The sequence below is a fragment of the Flavobacterium sp. CS20 genome (assembly GCF_018080005.1).
Taxonomy (GTDB): domain Bacteria; phylum Bacteroidota; class Bacteroidia; order Flavobacteriales; family Flavobacteriaceae; genus Psychroflexus.
On the sequence record NZ_CP073015.1, the window covers coordinates 1,727,698 to 1,740,963 of the forward strand.

Sequence of the window (13,266 nt, forward strand, 5' to 3'; positions counted from 1 at the left end):
AAAGTCTATTTCTAAAACTCTGCAAACCTTTCATCCAATAAAAAATCATCATCCGTCAACGTATTGAGGTAAGCAATGATTTGATCTTTTTCAATTTCAGTAAGCGGAATTCCCAATTGACCATTATCTTGAATAAAAATACTATCCAAATTTTGAGTTTGCACCATTCCAGAATCGTAATGATCTAAAACATCTCTTAAGGTTTGAAACCTGCCGTCATGCATATAAGGAAAGGTAATCGCAATGTTTCTTAAGCTCGGCACTTTAAACTTGTATTTATCCATTTCTTCTCCTGTAACTCGTTTCCGACCTTCATCATTATATTGTGGATCAACAGGTAAACCATTATTGCGATAGCTTTGATCTGTAAACAATGTTCCTGCATGACAAGAGGCACATTTTTGTTCAAAAACGGCATTGCCTTGAGTTTCTATTTCTGTAAAACTACTGCCTTCATTACGCATCACTTTATCGTATTTTGAATCTGCAGACACCATCATCATCACAAATTGAGAAATGGCTTTAAACATATTTTGGGTATCAATAGTATCATTTTCAAAAGCTGAATTGAACATTTGCACATATTCTTCATCATTTTGAAGCTTGTTGAGCACATTTGTTACGCTTTCATTCATTTCAAATTCTGTTGTAATTGGCACCACAGGTTGTGCGTCAAGATGAGAAACACTGCCGTCCCAATTAAAATCTTCCATAAAAATCATATTCTGTAATGGCGGTGCGTTACGTGTTCCTAAAGCACCATTGACGCCATGACTCACAATATGTGTGTGATGTGTAAAAGCAAAATCTTGGATATGACAAAATCCACATGAAATCACACCAGTAGAAGACAATCGTCCATCGTAAAATAATTTTTTTCCTAGTTCAAAACCAGCTATTGTGGGTTTGTTATTGTCAATTTCGTAGGTTGGTTCGGGAAAATTTGAAGGAATATTCAAATCTAAAAACACATTTTCTTGAACTTCATTTTCATCTGAAATATTTTCATAAGATTCATCTAAAGCTTCATTTTGACATGCACTTAAAATTAAAATTCCTAAGAAAAATATTAAAAATCTCATTATTTTAGTTTAAAACAATTTCAAAAGCTTTTGTGATATTGTCAACAATTTTTGGAGCTCTATCTGGGTCAATTTGGATGTCGTCTTTATCTGACAATAACAAAGCGTAGTCAGCATTAAATATTTTTTGTACATCAAAATTGATATTGACTTGTGGGGTTTCTGAAGAATTTAGAGCTATAGGTTGTAAAAAGTTCAACGTGATTTCTCGGTAATTATCCATATTTTGACCGTGACTGCCAATATGATAAGAAAATGGTTTATCTATGGCATTATCTGAGCTATAAATACCTTCAAATTTTAGAAATCTATAACCCGCAGACCAAGACCATAACATATCTTGCTCTTCTACAGTTGGCACAAAATTATCAACGCCATTTAATGGATAATTGCTTTGATCAACACCAAAACCAATGCTAATTGAGGTGTAAGTATTGGCATTGATGTTTTGTAATTTGATGTTTTGAGATTGTGGAATAGCTTCATTAATCAAGAAATAGCTGTCTGCTTGTGGATAGACAAATTGATTGCCATCAGTATCGGTTAAAACAATATTACTGATGATGTATTTGAGTTCAGAAACTGAATAAGTTTCATTGCCGTTTTTAGCATAAGTTTCTGTGTTCAATTCTAAATTATTATCCCCAACAACATTAGCGAAATTGATTTCTAAATCTCCATATTCTTGACTTGTATTATCTGAACTGCAAGCATTTAAAACTATGCAAAACATCAAAATTAGACTTGTTTGTTTTATCGTTTTCATCATTTCAATTTTATTATTAAAACATCTTTTCCTCCTTTATTTTCTGTAATAAGTTCATCTAGACTTTCGCTACTACCAACTACTATCACTTCTCCATTTTGTAGCTGAATGGCTTCTTGAGCAAAATCTAAATTAGAGCCACCAATGTTTATTTCATTTTTTAAATTGCCATTGTCATCGGTTAAAGCTATCCAGACATCATTTTGTCCAAAGTTATTAGATACTTGATTATCAATACTTTTTGAACTTCCACTAATTAAAAGTTCATTCGATTGTAATTCCAACACATCTCTTGCAGATTCAAAATCGCTACCACCGTAGGTTTTTTGCCAGATCATTTGAGCGTTGTCATCAAATTTAATTGCCCAAAAATCGGAATTGCCTTTAAGATTGGTCACATCTGCATCACTACTTCTGGTATCGCCTGCCAAAACATAATTTCCATCAAAGGTTTTGGCAATGCTATATCCAATTTCTATACTACTTCCACCAAAGTTTTTTTGCCAAACCAAATCGCCTAGAAGGTTGACTTTTACTGCCCATATATCATAACTTCCTCGTGGATTAGTGATATCAAAATCGTCGCTTTCAGAGTTACCAATCATAATAATATTGCCGTCATATGCTTCTATAACATCATAAGAACGGTCGTTGTTTGTTCCACCAAAAAAGCGTCGCCATTGGGTTTGACCATTAGCATCGAGTTTGATGCCCCAAAACTCGCCAACACCGTGTTTGGCAAACAAAGATTTAGACCGTTGTGCATTGCCATCATCATTGCCTTCTCCACCGCTGGCACTGACATCTAAAAATCCACTTACAAAATAGCCACCATCTGAGGTTTGAATAGCACTATAAGATCTGTCATTGCCAGAAAAACCAAAACTTTTATCCCAAATGATATCGCCAGAAGCACTGAGTTTTAAAGTCCAAAAGTCATGGAATCCAAAATTTTCTGAAACATCACCATCTGTACTTCTTGAAAATCCTGTTATCAAAAATCCGCCATCTGCTGTAGTTATAATTTTTTGACCGCGATCATCGCTACTTCCGCCAAAGGTCTTTTGCCATATCAAATTAAGGTCTTTATCTAATTTTAATAACCAATAGTCGCTATCTGTGGTCGTTTTTCCCGTAACATCGCCGTCATTACTTTGTGTAAAACCTAAAACGGCAATATTTCCATCTTGAGTTTCAACTACAGATAAAGCGTCATCTTCTTGACTTCCACCAAAAGTTTTAAGGGTTTCTAAAGTATTTTGAAAAGCAAAATTGGGTTCTTCGTTGTTATCATCATCAACAGTGTTATCATTGTTAGAATTTTCACATGACGAAAGAGCAACTAAAGTGGCGATAAAAAAAATATGAATAATTTTTAATTTCATCTCACAATCAATCTTTGGTGTATGGCATCATTAATATTTAAAATATAAATGCCACTTGACAAGTTATTGATATTAAAACTAAAATCTAATCTATTTATTTTGTTTTTGTTATAAACTATCTTTCCTAATTGATCGTAAATTTTAATATTATTTATGGATTGAGATTTCATTTTAATATTGACAAAATCATCTACAGGATTGGGATAAATACTAATCTCATTTTCTTCAACAAATTCATCATTTGATAAAGTTGAACTTTTAACTAAATAAAAACCCGAGTCAATATCACTCAACACAATATTTCCACTTTCAAAAAACGGATAAACATTCCATAATCCACTGAACCCAACATTATCATTTTGGGGAAAAGTATCAAAAAAGCCAACTTCGTTAATATTTTGATTACTGATATCTGAAATATCAATCACACGTAATCCGGCATTATAATTGGCTTGATAAAACAATCCATTTTTCACATAGCCATTGTGGTCAATAGCACTTGTGTTTCCTGTGTATTCCATATAAACTGTCGGTGCATCTAAATCGGTTAAATCAAAAATGATGGTTCGTGTATCAAAACCAAAACTGAGTTCATCTGTTTCATCGCCAAGCAATAGATATTGTTGATTTTCCGTTAGCCAAGCTTGATGAGTATATCCGATATTGGCATAAGAAATTGTAGAAATATTACTGATATTTGCTTTATCTGTAACATTGAGAATCACAACTTCATCTTCGTTGCTTCCGATGTATATTTCGTCGCCTTGGTAATCTGAATCAGGACCTGTGTAAGTTACAACTTGAGCGTCATGGGTATAAAAATCGTCAGCATAACCGCCTGCAAAAGTAGGATTAAGCGGATCAGAAATATCAACCACATGGGGATCGCCACTAAAAGTTTGCGTGCCAACGGCATAAGCAAAAGCTTGAGTTGGATTGATTACAACATTATGAGCGTTACCAAAACCGTCGTAATGGGCATCTTCTGAAAAGGTGATAGGCGGATTAGCAACGTTTCTCAATTTAGTTAAGTCAAAGACTTGCATCCCATGACCGCTGGCTTCACTCACAATAAAAGCATAATTTTGATAAACTTTAATATCACGCCAGCTACTATTTGAAGTGTGCGTCGGCAATTTACCGAGATAAATAGGATTTGTAGGTTGGCTGATATCAATAAAAGCCGTACCGTTATTTAAACCAACTATGGCATATTCTTTATCATCTAATGGGTCAGTCCAGCCCCAAGAATCATTGCCAGAATTGGCATTTAAAGCACTTAAATCAATATGAGATTGTAAATCATAGCCGTTGCAAGAATATATCCCAACTTGACCGTTATTACAAGGTGTTTGTGCATTGACTAATACAGAAACAAAAAATATGTAAACCAGAGTTTTTTTCATGTAGATAATTTAAATCATGTAGTTTTGCAAAAAAAACTTAATGCTTGATAATCACAAAAATAGTAAAACGAAGCTCACAGAATTAGGAGAATTCAAATTAATTGACCACTTAACTACAAATTTTAACATAAGTCAAACTTCAACAAAACTTGGAATTGGCGATGATCTTGCTATTATAAATCACAAAAACCAAACCTTAATCAGTACAGATTTACTCGTTGAGGGCGTTCATTTTGATTTAGCCTACATGCCATTAAAACATTTGGGTTATAAAGCTGTAATTGTCAATCTGTCAGATATTTACGCTATGAATGCAAAAGCTACACAAATTACAGTATCCATAGCTTGTTCCAATCGGTTTACAGTTGAAGCACTTGAAGAGCTTTATGCAGGAATACAAAAAGCTTGTGAAATTTACAATGTAGATTTGATTGGTGGCGACACTACATCATCAGTCAAAGGACTTCAAATTTCGGTTACAGCTATCGGGACAGCAAAGGATGAAAAAATCACCAAAAGAAGTGGTGCAAAAGATAATGATTTATTAGTAGTTTCAGGCGATTTAGGTGCGGCTTATATGGGTTTGCAGGTTTTAAAGCGAGAAAACGAAGTCTTTAAAGTCAACCCACAAAACCAACCTGATTTAACGCCTTATTCTTATATCATAGAACGCCAACTTAAACCCGAAGCAAGAAAAGACATTCCTTTGTTATTAGAAAAATTAGAGGTTCAACCTACAAGTATGATTGATATTAGCGATGGTTTGTCTTCAGAAATACTTCATATCTGCAAAGCTTCGCAAGTTGGTGCTAATCTTTATGAAGAAAAAATGCCTTTAGACCCAACTGTCATTTCAACTTGTGAAGAATTTCAACTTGATAGCACAACGGTAGTTTTAAATGGTGGAGAAGATTACGAACTTTTGTTTACAATTAAACAAGACGATTTCCCAAAAATCAAAGCCAATCCACATTTAAGTGTGATTGGTCATATCACTACAGCTAAAGAAGGTGTACACATCATCACTCGAGCCAATCAAAAAATACCACTCAAAGCCCGTGGATGGTCTGCTATTTCTGAAGATGATGAATAAATTAACACAAGATTAGTTTAAGATAAGGTTAAATCATAATTTAAAATCAAAGTTTGCATTATTTTTAATAAATTTGTAAAAACTAAAAATCATACAATTATGAAAAAAATTACTCTTTTAATGTCTTTACTCTTTGTAAGCCTTACGTTTTCGCAAACTTCAGTATTTGTCAATGAAATTCATTATGATAATAGTGGTAGTGATGCTGACGAAGGTATAGAAATTGCAGGTCCTGCTGGAACAGATTTATCTGGATGGACTATAGAAAAATACAATGGTAATAACAGTTCGACTTACGGTACTGAAAGCTTAAGTGGCGTAATCCCAGACCAAGATAATGGTTATGGCACATTAAGTTTTTTAATTAGTGGTTTGCAAAATGGTGCACCAGACGGTTTAGCTTTGGTTGATGATTCTGGAACTGTAATTCAATTTTTAAGCTATGAAGGCACAATAACAGCTGTTGATGGACCAGCAAGCGGAATGACTTCTGAAGATATTGGTGTAGAAGAGAGTAGTAGTTCTCCAGTAGGAGAATCACTTCAACTAACAGGCTCTGGAACCGTTTACGAAAATTTTACATGGGCAGATTCATCACCATCAAGTTTTGGTTCGGTAAATGCTAACCAAACTTTTGGCGGAACACCAATACCATCTTTGAGCGTTGTCGATGCTGAACCCAGTGGCTCAAATGCAATTATTGCTCCTAACGAATTAGACCAAACTCAATTAGAATTTGAAATCATTAACTTTACTATAGGTGAACCTGGCACAGCAACTGAAGCCGATGGATATGTCTCTTGGGAGATTTTAAATCTTACTGATGGTGGCACTCACCAATCTGGGAATCTCTTTGATTTAGCTAATCAGCCTATCAGTATAACCCCTTTTGAAGCGGGTAAAACCTATCAACTCAACGCTGTCTTAAAAGATAATTCAGATGTAGATTTACCAAATACTGAAGCTTCTTATACCATAACTTTAGAGGCTTTAGGTTATATTCAAGTCGCTGATATTACAGCTCTAAGAGCTGATGTTGATGCCAATGGTTTAGGTCGTTTTTACGAGATTACTGGTCCAAATACTTTTACACATGGAGATGGTTTTCAAAACAGAAAATGGTTTCAAGATGCCACTCCATCTGGAATATTTGTTCAAGATTTCGATGGCGTGATACCAAATGGTGTTTATGCTGAAGGTGATCAAGTTTCAGGTCTTAAAGGTTTTACTCTAGAAGAAAATGGGGTCTTGACATTTGAACCGATAGAAGATGCTGGAACAGTTTCAGGTTCTACCTCTGTTTCTCCTTTAGTTTTAACTTTAGCTGACTACAACGCAAATTTTGAAACCTATGAATCATTACTCGTTGGTTTTGAAAATGTAACTTTTACTGATGGTGATGGCACTGCAGTTTTTAACACTGGCACCAATTATGAATTTAGTAATGGCACAGATGTATCTGATGTAAGAACTGAATTCTTCGGTGCAGATTATATTGGCACAGTTATTCCCGATACTCAAATCGATGGAATAGTTGGTTTGGTCGCAGAATTTAATGGTTCTACCCAAATTTACCCAAGAAGCCTTGCCGATATTGATGTTACTTTAGGTCTTAATGATGTTGCTGTTAACAATTTTAGCCTTTACCCTAACCCAGTTAACAAAGGTAGCTTTAATATTAAAAGTCAAAATAATCAAGCTTTTGATATTGAAGTTTATAATGTTTTAGGAAAACGCGTGTTAGAATTTAATCAAATACAAAATCAAAACATCAACGTTAGTCAATTACAAAGTGGCGTTTATTTGGTTAAAATCAATCAAAATGAAGCTTCAACAACTAAGAAGTTAATCATCAAATAAATTTTATTTAAATAATTTTTATAAAAGTGCTACTTATTTTTAAGTAGCACTTTTTTTATTATTGTAACTTGGCTTAATAAAGAAAAAGATGGACAGTAATCGGGTGTTAAATATCAAAACTGAAACAGACTTCAAAACTTTGTGCTTTAAAGTTTTTGAGTATCAGTATAACAATTGTGAAGTCTATCAAAAGTTTTGTAAGCATTTTAACAAACATCCAGATAATGTAAATTCACTCAAAAGCATTCCTTTTTTACCGATAGAATTTTTTAAAAAATTCAAAATTTTATCCTCTCAACAATTGGTTCAAAAAGTTTTTACAAGCAGTGGCACAACAGGTCAACAAACAAGCAAACACCACATCACAGACATCGAATTATATCAGAAAAACTTCTGTCAAATATTTCAAGCTCAATATGGCTCGATAGAAGATTATACCATTTTGGCACTTTTACCTTCCTATCTTGAACGAAACGGCTCTTCATTAATTTATATGGTCAATCACTTGATCGAAAAAACAAGACAACCAGATAGTGGCTTTTTTCTAGATGATTTAAATCGTTTAAAAGAAACTTTATTAAAACTTGAAACCAAGAAACAAAAAACTATACTTATTGGAGTTTCATTTGCGTTATTGGATTTTGTAGAAAGTTATAATTTAAAATTAAATCATACCATAGTGATGGAAACTGGTGGAATGAAAGGCAGGCGAAAAGAAATCACACGAGATGAACTTCATCAAAAACTAACTAAAGGATTTGGTGTTAAGCACATTCATAGCGAATACGGCATGACTGAATTGTTGTCTCAAGCTTACTCAAAAGCTGATGGTATTTTTGAATTACCGCCAACAATGAAGGTTTTTATCAGAGATCCTGAAGACCCACTACATATTTTTGAAGATTTCACAAAAACAGGTGGTATAAATGTGATTGATTTAGCAAATATCAATTCTTGTGCCTTTATTGCCACACAAGATTTAGGACAAAATGTTAAAAAAAATAAGCTAAAAATTATAGGACGCTTTGATTATAGCGATGTTAGAGGTTGCAACCTTTTAACATTGTAATTAATTTTAGTTAAATATGTGTTAACAGATGCAATTTTTTAGACTTTCATGCGTCTAATGTAATGCTAGGATGAAGTTTTTCATAATAGATTGGTTAGTTAATTCAAAACCCCGATTCATTTGAGTCGGGGTTTTGTTTTGTTGCAATATTGTCTAAATTTAAGAATCTTAAAATTATAATTTAGATTTTAAATAGGATATAAGTTAATTTTTATAAATTGCATCATTAAAAATTTCTCATTTTGACAAATTACTTAGAATACAACTCAGAACGCAACCAACTCGTTATTCCAGAATACGGCAGACATGTTCAAAAAATGGTAGAACACTGCCTCGAAGAAAAAGACAAAACTAAACGAACCCAAATGGCTCATGCTATTGTTGAAGTTATGGCTAACATCAATCCCAACCATCGAGATGCTAACGACTTTCAGCAAAAGTTATGGGATCAACTTTTTATTATAAGCGACTTTAAACTTGATGTTGATGCTCCTTTTGATATGCCAGATAAAGAAGAATTATACAGAAAACCCGAGCCACTTCCCTATCCACAAAATCATCCTAAATATCGCTTTTACGGCAACAACATCAGCCGAATGATAAACGAAGCTATAAAAGTTGAAGATGGCAAACTTAAAGAAGCTTTAGTTTACACTATTGCCAATCATATGAAAAAGTGTTTTCTAAACTGGAACAGAGATTCGGTTAAAGACAGTGTGATTTTTAAACATTTAGAAGAACTAAGCGATGGCAAATTAACTTTAAAACCTGACGATGAAACTTTAAGCGAAGCAACAGATTTAGTTAAGAACCACAATAAGCGAAAGCATAAAAAAAATTATAAAAACAAAGGACGTAAACGCTACAAAAAATGAGTTCATTTGTCATAGAAGGCGGTCATCAACTCAAAGGAAACATCACGCCACAAGGTGCAAAAAACGAAGCTCTACAAGTTCTTTGTGCAGTTTTGATGACACCAGAAAAAGTTGAAATTAAAAACATTCCAGACATTAGAGATGTCAATAAACTGATAGATATTTTAGAAAATCTTGGGGTTAAAATTCAAAAACTCGGCAAAGGTCATTTCAGTTTTATGAGTGATGAACTTAATCTGGACTATCTACAAAGCGAACAATTCAAAAAAGAAGGCAGTGGCTTGAGAGGTTCTATTATGATTATTGGTCCACTTCTCGGACGATTTGGCAAAGGTTATATTCCAAGACCTGGCGGTGATAAAATAGGTAGAAGACGATTGGATACTCACTTCTCTGGTTTTATAAAACTCGGTGCCAAATTTAGATACAACAAAGAAGAACGTTTTTACGGAGTTGAAACCGACAAAGGTCTCAAAGGAACTGATATGCTTCTTGAAGAAGCTTCTGTCACAGGAACAGCCAACATTATTATGGCGACTGTTTTTGCTAAAGGCAAAACTCAAATCTATAATGCGGCTTGCGAACCATACATCCAACAACTCTGCAAAATGTTGAATAAAATGGGGGCTGAAATTTCGGGTATTGGTTCAAACCTTCTTCATATTACAGGTGTAGAAAATCTCAAAGGTTGTACCCACAAAGTTTTACCTGATATGATTGAAATAGGCTCTTGGATTGGTCTTGCAGCAATGACCAAAAGCGAAATCACTATCAAAGATGTGAGTTGGGAAAATTTAGGCATCATCCCAGCAACCTTTAAAAAGTTAGGAATTAATATTCAAAAAAAAGGAGACGACATTTTTATTCCCAGACACAATAATGGTTATGAAGTGACCAGTTTTATTGACGGTTCTATTATGAATATTTCAGACGCTCCGTGGCCAGGTTTTACACCAGATTTACTCAGTGTGATGTTGGTTGTTGCTACACAGGCTCGCGGGAGTGTGCTTATCCATCAAAAAATGTTTGAAAGCCGTCTGTTTTTTGTCGATAAGTTGATTGATATGGGTGCAAAAATCATTTTATGCGATCCGCATAGAGCAACGGTTATTGGTCACGATTTTAAATCGCAACTCAAAGCCACCACGATGACTAGCCCAGATATTAGAGCTGGAATTTCATTATTGATTGCGGCTTTGTCTGCTAAAGGGACATCAACCATTCATAACATAGAACAAATAGATCGTGGCTACGAAAGGATTGACGAGAGACTAAATGCCATAGGTGCAAAAATTCACAGATATGAGTAGTTGGTAGCTAATAGTCCATAGCTATTAGCCGGTAGAGGATAGTAGAGAGCAAGTTATATGTTTAGTTAAGACGAAATAATATAAAAATTTGCCTGATAAAACTTTGCGAACCTTGTGCTATCCTTTGCGTCCTTTGCGGTTAAAAAACTTCTAAACTCATAAACTTTAAACTGTAAAATATGCCAGTAATCCTTCCCGTAAACAACAAATCTCCTGAAATACCATCAGATTGTTTTATCGCTGAAAATGCGACCATCGTTGGTGATGTTAAGATGGGAAAACAATGTAGCGTATGGTTTAACGCCGTTATACGAGGTGATGTACATTATATCAAAATGGGCGATAGAGTCAATGTTCAAGACGGAGCAGTCATTCATTGCACCTACCAAAAACACCCGACTAATATTGGTAACAATGTATCTATTGGTCATAATGCTATTGTTCACGGATGTAAGATTCACGACAACGTATTGGTAGGAATGGGCAGTATTGTGATGGATAATTGTGTGATTCATTCAAATAGTATCATTGCCGCTGGAGCTGTGGTAACACAAAATACAGTAGTAGAATCAGGTAGCATTTACGCTGGCGTGCCTGCCAAAAAAATAAAAGACATCAGCCCAGAATTAACCCAAGGCGAAATTGACAGAATCGCTGAAAATTATGTGAAATATTCGGGGTGGTTTAAGGATTAAAATGGGTTAGAATAAAATTAGAGTCTGGAATCACCTATTCACTAATTCTCTAAACTGATAGAAAAAGCGTTCTATCAATCGTAAATCTTCGGTGATGATTTCTGCGATGCCGGTCATTTCTTGTTTGAACTCTAAGGTTTTATCATATGTTGTTGTTAGTTTTACAGGTAATTCAACCTCTATATTATAAAAACCTTCTTCATCTGGAATAAGCGAAATATTATTGACTTTACCTTTTAAAACGCCGTATTCCTGGTCGGGATAGTTGTTGAGTTTTAAATTTACTGTCTGTCCCTTTTTTATTTTACCTGAATTTTGAATTGGCGTTTTTAATCGAGCCACATAGTTTTGATAGTTTTTAGGAATAACAGTAAACACCATATCGCCTTGGTTGATGTTTTGAGATTTATGCCAAATGTTTAAAAAACTGACATTCCCTTCAAGATTTGAACGAAAGACAAACCTAAATTCCCAATTTTTAATACTGGACTTCAATTGATTATAAGCTTGAACTACTTGTCTAAACAAGATTTTGTTGTCTTTAATCTGACCTATTTCGGTGCCTTTTAAATTGTTTTTAGCATCATTGATACTATGTTTGGTTTGTGACAATGTGGTTTGAAAATTTTTAAAATCCCGTTCGGCTTGGGCAAACATCAATTGTTTGTTTTCAAATTCTTGTGCCGAAATGACGCCTTTGTTAAAAAGTATTTCGTTTCGCTTTAAGTCATTTCCTGCAAGTTTTAATTCTTTTCGTTTTAAATCAAACTGTGCATAAAGGTTTGTAAGTCTGGTTTCAAGTTCCTGTATAGTGTAATTACCCGCTTGAACTTGATAAGAATAGGGTTTTAATTGCTGATTAACTTCATATTCAATATAAGCATTTTCAAATTGCACATAAGCATTCTCCACTTCTCCGAGATTGAAGATTGCCGGGATTCTATCTATTGGAAAATAAATGCTATCATTATCTAAATGTATCTCATCTAAAATCTTTTTCAAACCTAAAACATCCTTATAATTTGCTAGGTTCTCTAAAACTGCTAAAAGTTGATTATCTTTTACTTTTTGATTATCATTGACTAAAATAGTATCAAATTTAGCCGTTGTTCTCGCTATGAGTTTTTGTGGTGGAAGTTTAGTCGTCACTATGGCTTCAGAAGCAATAATGTCAGGATATTTTACAAACCATGATAGCATTAAAATCAGGAGGATAAGCGACAAAAACAAAACATTGCCCCATCGTATCATCCAATGTGGAACTTTTGTCAGGATATCCTGGACTTCCTCACTTCTTAAGTCGATATGTTCTATGCTGGTGTTATCGGGCATTAGTAATGTGGCAATTTGCAAATAGTATAAGCTGTGAATAAGATTTATGACTGACCAATGTTTAATTTTACTCAATTAGTTTTATAAAATTTTCTTTGATTTTGGCTTTGATGCTGGCATTTACAGGTTTCAATACTTTATCTACCATAGTTTTTTCTAAAGTTGCAATTTTATGGACACGAACTACAGATTTTAGTTTAAGTTGAGAGGCTTCCCAATCTTCTATGAGTATGTCATAATCTGAATGGTATATTTTAGATGTGATTCTACATACTATAATATCTTCACCAAAATCTTTCAAAACTAATGCAGGTCTTTTTTTAAAATTTTGTTGACCTGTAAATGGGAATTTAATTAAAACAATGTCGCCTAAATCAAATTTTTTCATGAGCT

Annotated in this window: 12 protein-coding genes; 6 read left to right on the plus strand and 6 right to left on the minus strand. The window is 34.0% G+C overall.

Translation table 11 applies throughout. The annotated features are described in order from the left end of the window. Nucleotides 1-11 precede the first annotated feature (11 nt). The 4 genes from IGB25_RS08145 to IGB25_RS08160 are packed head-to-tail and all read right to left on the minus strand — an operon-like array spanning nucleotide 12 to nucleotide 4,639. The gene (locus IGB25_RS08145) at nucleotides 12-1,082 is read right to left on the minus strand and encodes a cytochrome c peroxidase (RefSeq protein ID WP_211064583.1); all 1,071 of its coding nucleotides are present in this window, start codon (nucleotides 1,080-1,082) and stop codon (nucleotides 12-14) included. A gap of 4 nt (nucleotides 1,083-1,086) precedes the next feature. Further along, on the minus strand, nucleotides 1,087-1,848 hold the full coding sequence (locus IGB25_RS08150; protein WP_211064584.1) for an MbnP family protein: 762 nt from the start codon (nucleotides 1,846-1,848) through the stop codon (nucleotides 1,087-1,089). Beyond that, a complete protein-coding gene (locus tag IGB25_RS08155) occupies nucleotides 1,848-3,233 on the minus strand; it encodes a hypothetical protein (protein ID WP_211064585.1) in 1,386 nt (461 codons plus the stop codon). Before IGB25_RS08155 ends, IGB25_RS08150 begins: the two co-directional genes overlap by 1 nt. Further along, nucleotides 3,230-4,639, minus strand: coding sequence for a choice-of-anchor B family protein (locus IGB25_RS08160; protein WP_211064586.1), 1,410 nt, complete (start codon nucleotides 4,637-4,639; stop codon nucleotides 3,230-3,232). Before IGB25_RS08160 ends, IGB25_RS08155 begins: the two co-directional genes overlap by 4 nt. 40 nt (nucleotides 4,640-4,679) lie before the next feature. Between IGB25_RS08160 and thiL the strand changes: the two genes are divergently transcribed. The 6 genes from thiL to IGB25_RS08190 all read left to right on the plus strand — a co-directional run bounded on the left by thiL (nucleotide 4,680) and on the right by IGB25_RS08190 (nucleotide 11,541). Continuing rightward, nucleotides 4,680-5,732: a thiamine-phosphate kinase gene (thiL, locus tag IGB25_RS08165; protein WP_211064587.1), complete on the plus strand. Its 1,053-nt coding sequence runs from the start codon at nucleotides 4,680-4,682 to the stop codon at nucleotides 5,730-5,732. 99 nt (nucleotides 5,733-5,831) lie between these two features. Continuing rightward, a complete protein-coding gene (locus tag IGB25_RS08170) occupies nucleotides 5,832-7,592 on the plus strand; it encodes a T9SS type A sorting domain-containing protein (protein WP_211064588.1) in 1,761 nt (586 codons plus the stop codon). An 88-nt stretch (nucleotides 7,593-7,680) separates the two neighbouring features. Then, nucleotides 7,681-8,661, plus strand: coding sequence for an acyl transferase (locus tag IGB25_RS08175; RefSeq protein ID WP_211064589.1), 981 nt, complete (start codon nucleotides 7,681-7,683; stop codon nucleotides 8,659-8,661). 242 nt (nucleotides 8,662-8,903) lie between these two features. Continuing rightward, nucleotides 8,904-9,536: a DUF4290 domain-containing protein gene (locus tag IGB25_RS08180; protein ID WP_211064590.1), complete on the plus strand. Its 633-nt coding sequence runs from the start codon at nucleotides 8,904-8,906 to the stop codon at nucleotides 9,534-9,536. Then, complete coding sequence (gene murA / locus IGB25_RS08185; RefSeq protein ID WP_211064591.1) at nucleotides 9,533-10,846, plus strand: UDP-N-acetylglucosamine 1-carboxyvinyltransferase; 1,314 nt, start codon at nucleotides 9,533-9,535, stop codon at nucleotides 10,844-10,846. The genes IGB25_RS08180 and murA overlap by 4 nt, the downstream gene beginning before the upstream one ends. A 179-nt stretch (nucleotides 10,847-11,025) precedes the next feature. Then, nucleotides 11,026-11,541: a gamma carbonic anhydrase family protein gene (locus tag IGB25_RS08190; RefSeq protein ID WP_211064592.1), complete on the plus strand. Its 516-nt coding sequence runs from the start codon at nucleotides 11,026-11,028 to the stop codon at nucleotides 11,539-11,541. Between the two features lie 30 nt (nucleotides 11,542-11,571). Here the strand turns inward: IGB25_RS08190 and IGB25_RS08195 are convergent, their stop codons facing one another. Then, a complete protein-coding gene (locus IGB25_RS08195; protein ID WP_247653453.1) occupies nucleotides 11,572-12,948 on the minus strand; it encodes an HlyD family secretion protein in 1,377 nt (458 codons plus the stop codon). Then, a complete protein-coding gene (locus IGB25_RS08200) occupies nucleotides 12,941-13,261 on the minus strand; it encodes a type II toxin-antitoxin system PemK/MazF family toxin (protein ID WP_211064593.1) in 321 nt (106 codons plus the stop codon). The genes IGB25_RS08195 and IGB25_RS08200 overlap by 8 nt, the downstream gene beginning before the upstream one ends. Nucleotides 13,262-13,266 lie beyond the last annotated feature (5 nt).

What these genes read in the sequence shown, in the direction of transcription:
- murA (WP_211064591.1), top strand. Translation starts at nt 9,533, where the DNA reads ATGAGTTCATTTGTCATAGAAGGCGGTCATCAACTCAAAGGAAACATC.
- IGB25_RS08145 (WP_211064583.1), bottom strand. Translation starts at nt 1,082, where the DNA reads ATGAGATTTTTAATATTTTTCTTAGGAATTTTAATTTTAAGTGCATGT.
- IGB25_RS08150 (WP_211064584.1), bottom strand. Translation starts at nt 1,848, where the DNA reads ATGAAAACGATAAAACAAACAAGTCTAATTTTGATGTTTTGCATAGTT.
- thiL (WP_211064587.1), top strand. Translation starts at nt 4,680, where the DNA reads ATGCTTGATAATCACAAAAATAGTAAAACGAAGCTCACAGAATTAGGA.
- IGB25_RS08155 (WP_211064585.1), bottom strand. Translation starts at nt 3,233, where the DNA reads ATGAAATTAAAAATTATTCATATTTTTTTTATCGCCACTTTAGTTGCT.
- IGB25_RS08200 (WP_211064593.1), bottom strand. Translation starts at nt 13,261, where the DNA reads ATGAAAAAATTTGATTTAGGCGACATTGTTTTAATTAAATTCCCATTT.
- IGB25_RS08190 (WP_211064592.1), top strand. Translation starts at nt 11,026, where the DNA reads ATGCCAGTAATCCTTCCCGTAAACAACAAATCTCCTGAAATACCATCA.
- IGB25_RS08175 (WP_211064589.1), top strand. Translation starts at nt 7,681, where the DNA reads ATGGACAGTAATCGGGTGTTAAATATCAAAACTGAAACAGACTTCAAA.
- IGB25_RS08160 (WP_211064586.1), bottom strand. Translation starts at nt 4,639, where the DNA reads ATGAAAAAAACTCTGGTTTACATATTTTTTGTTTCTGTATTAGTCAAT.
- IGB25_RS08170 (WP_211064588.1), top strand. Translation starts at nt 5,832, where the DNA reads ATGAAAAAAATTACTCTTTTAATGTCTTTACTCTTTGTAAGCCTTACG.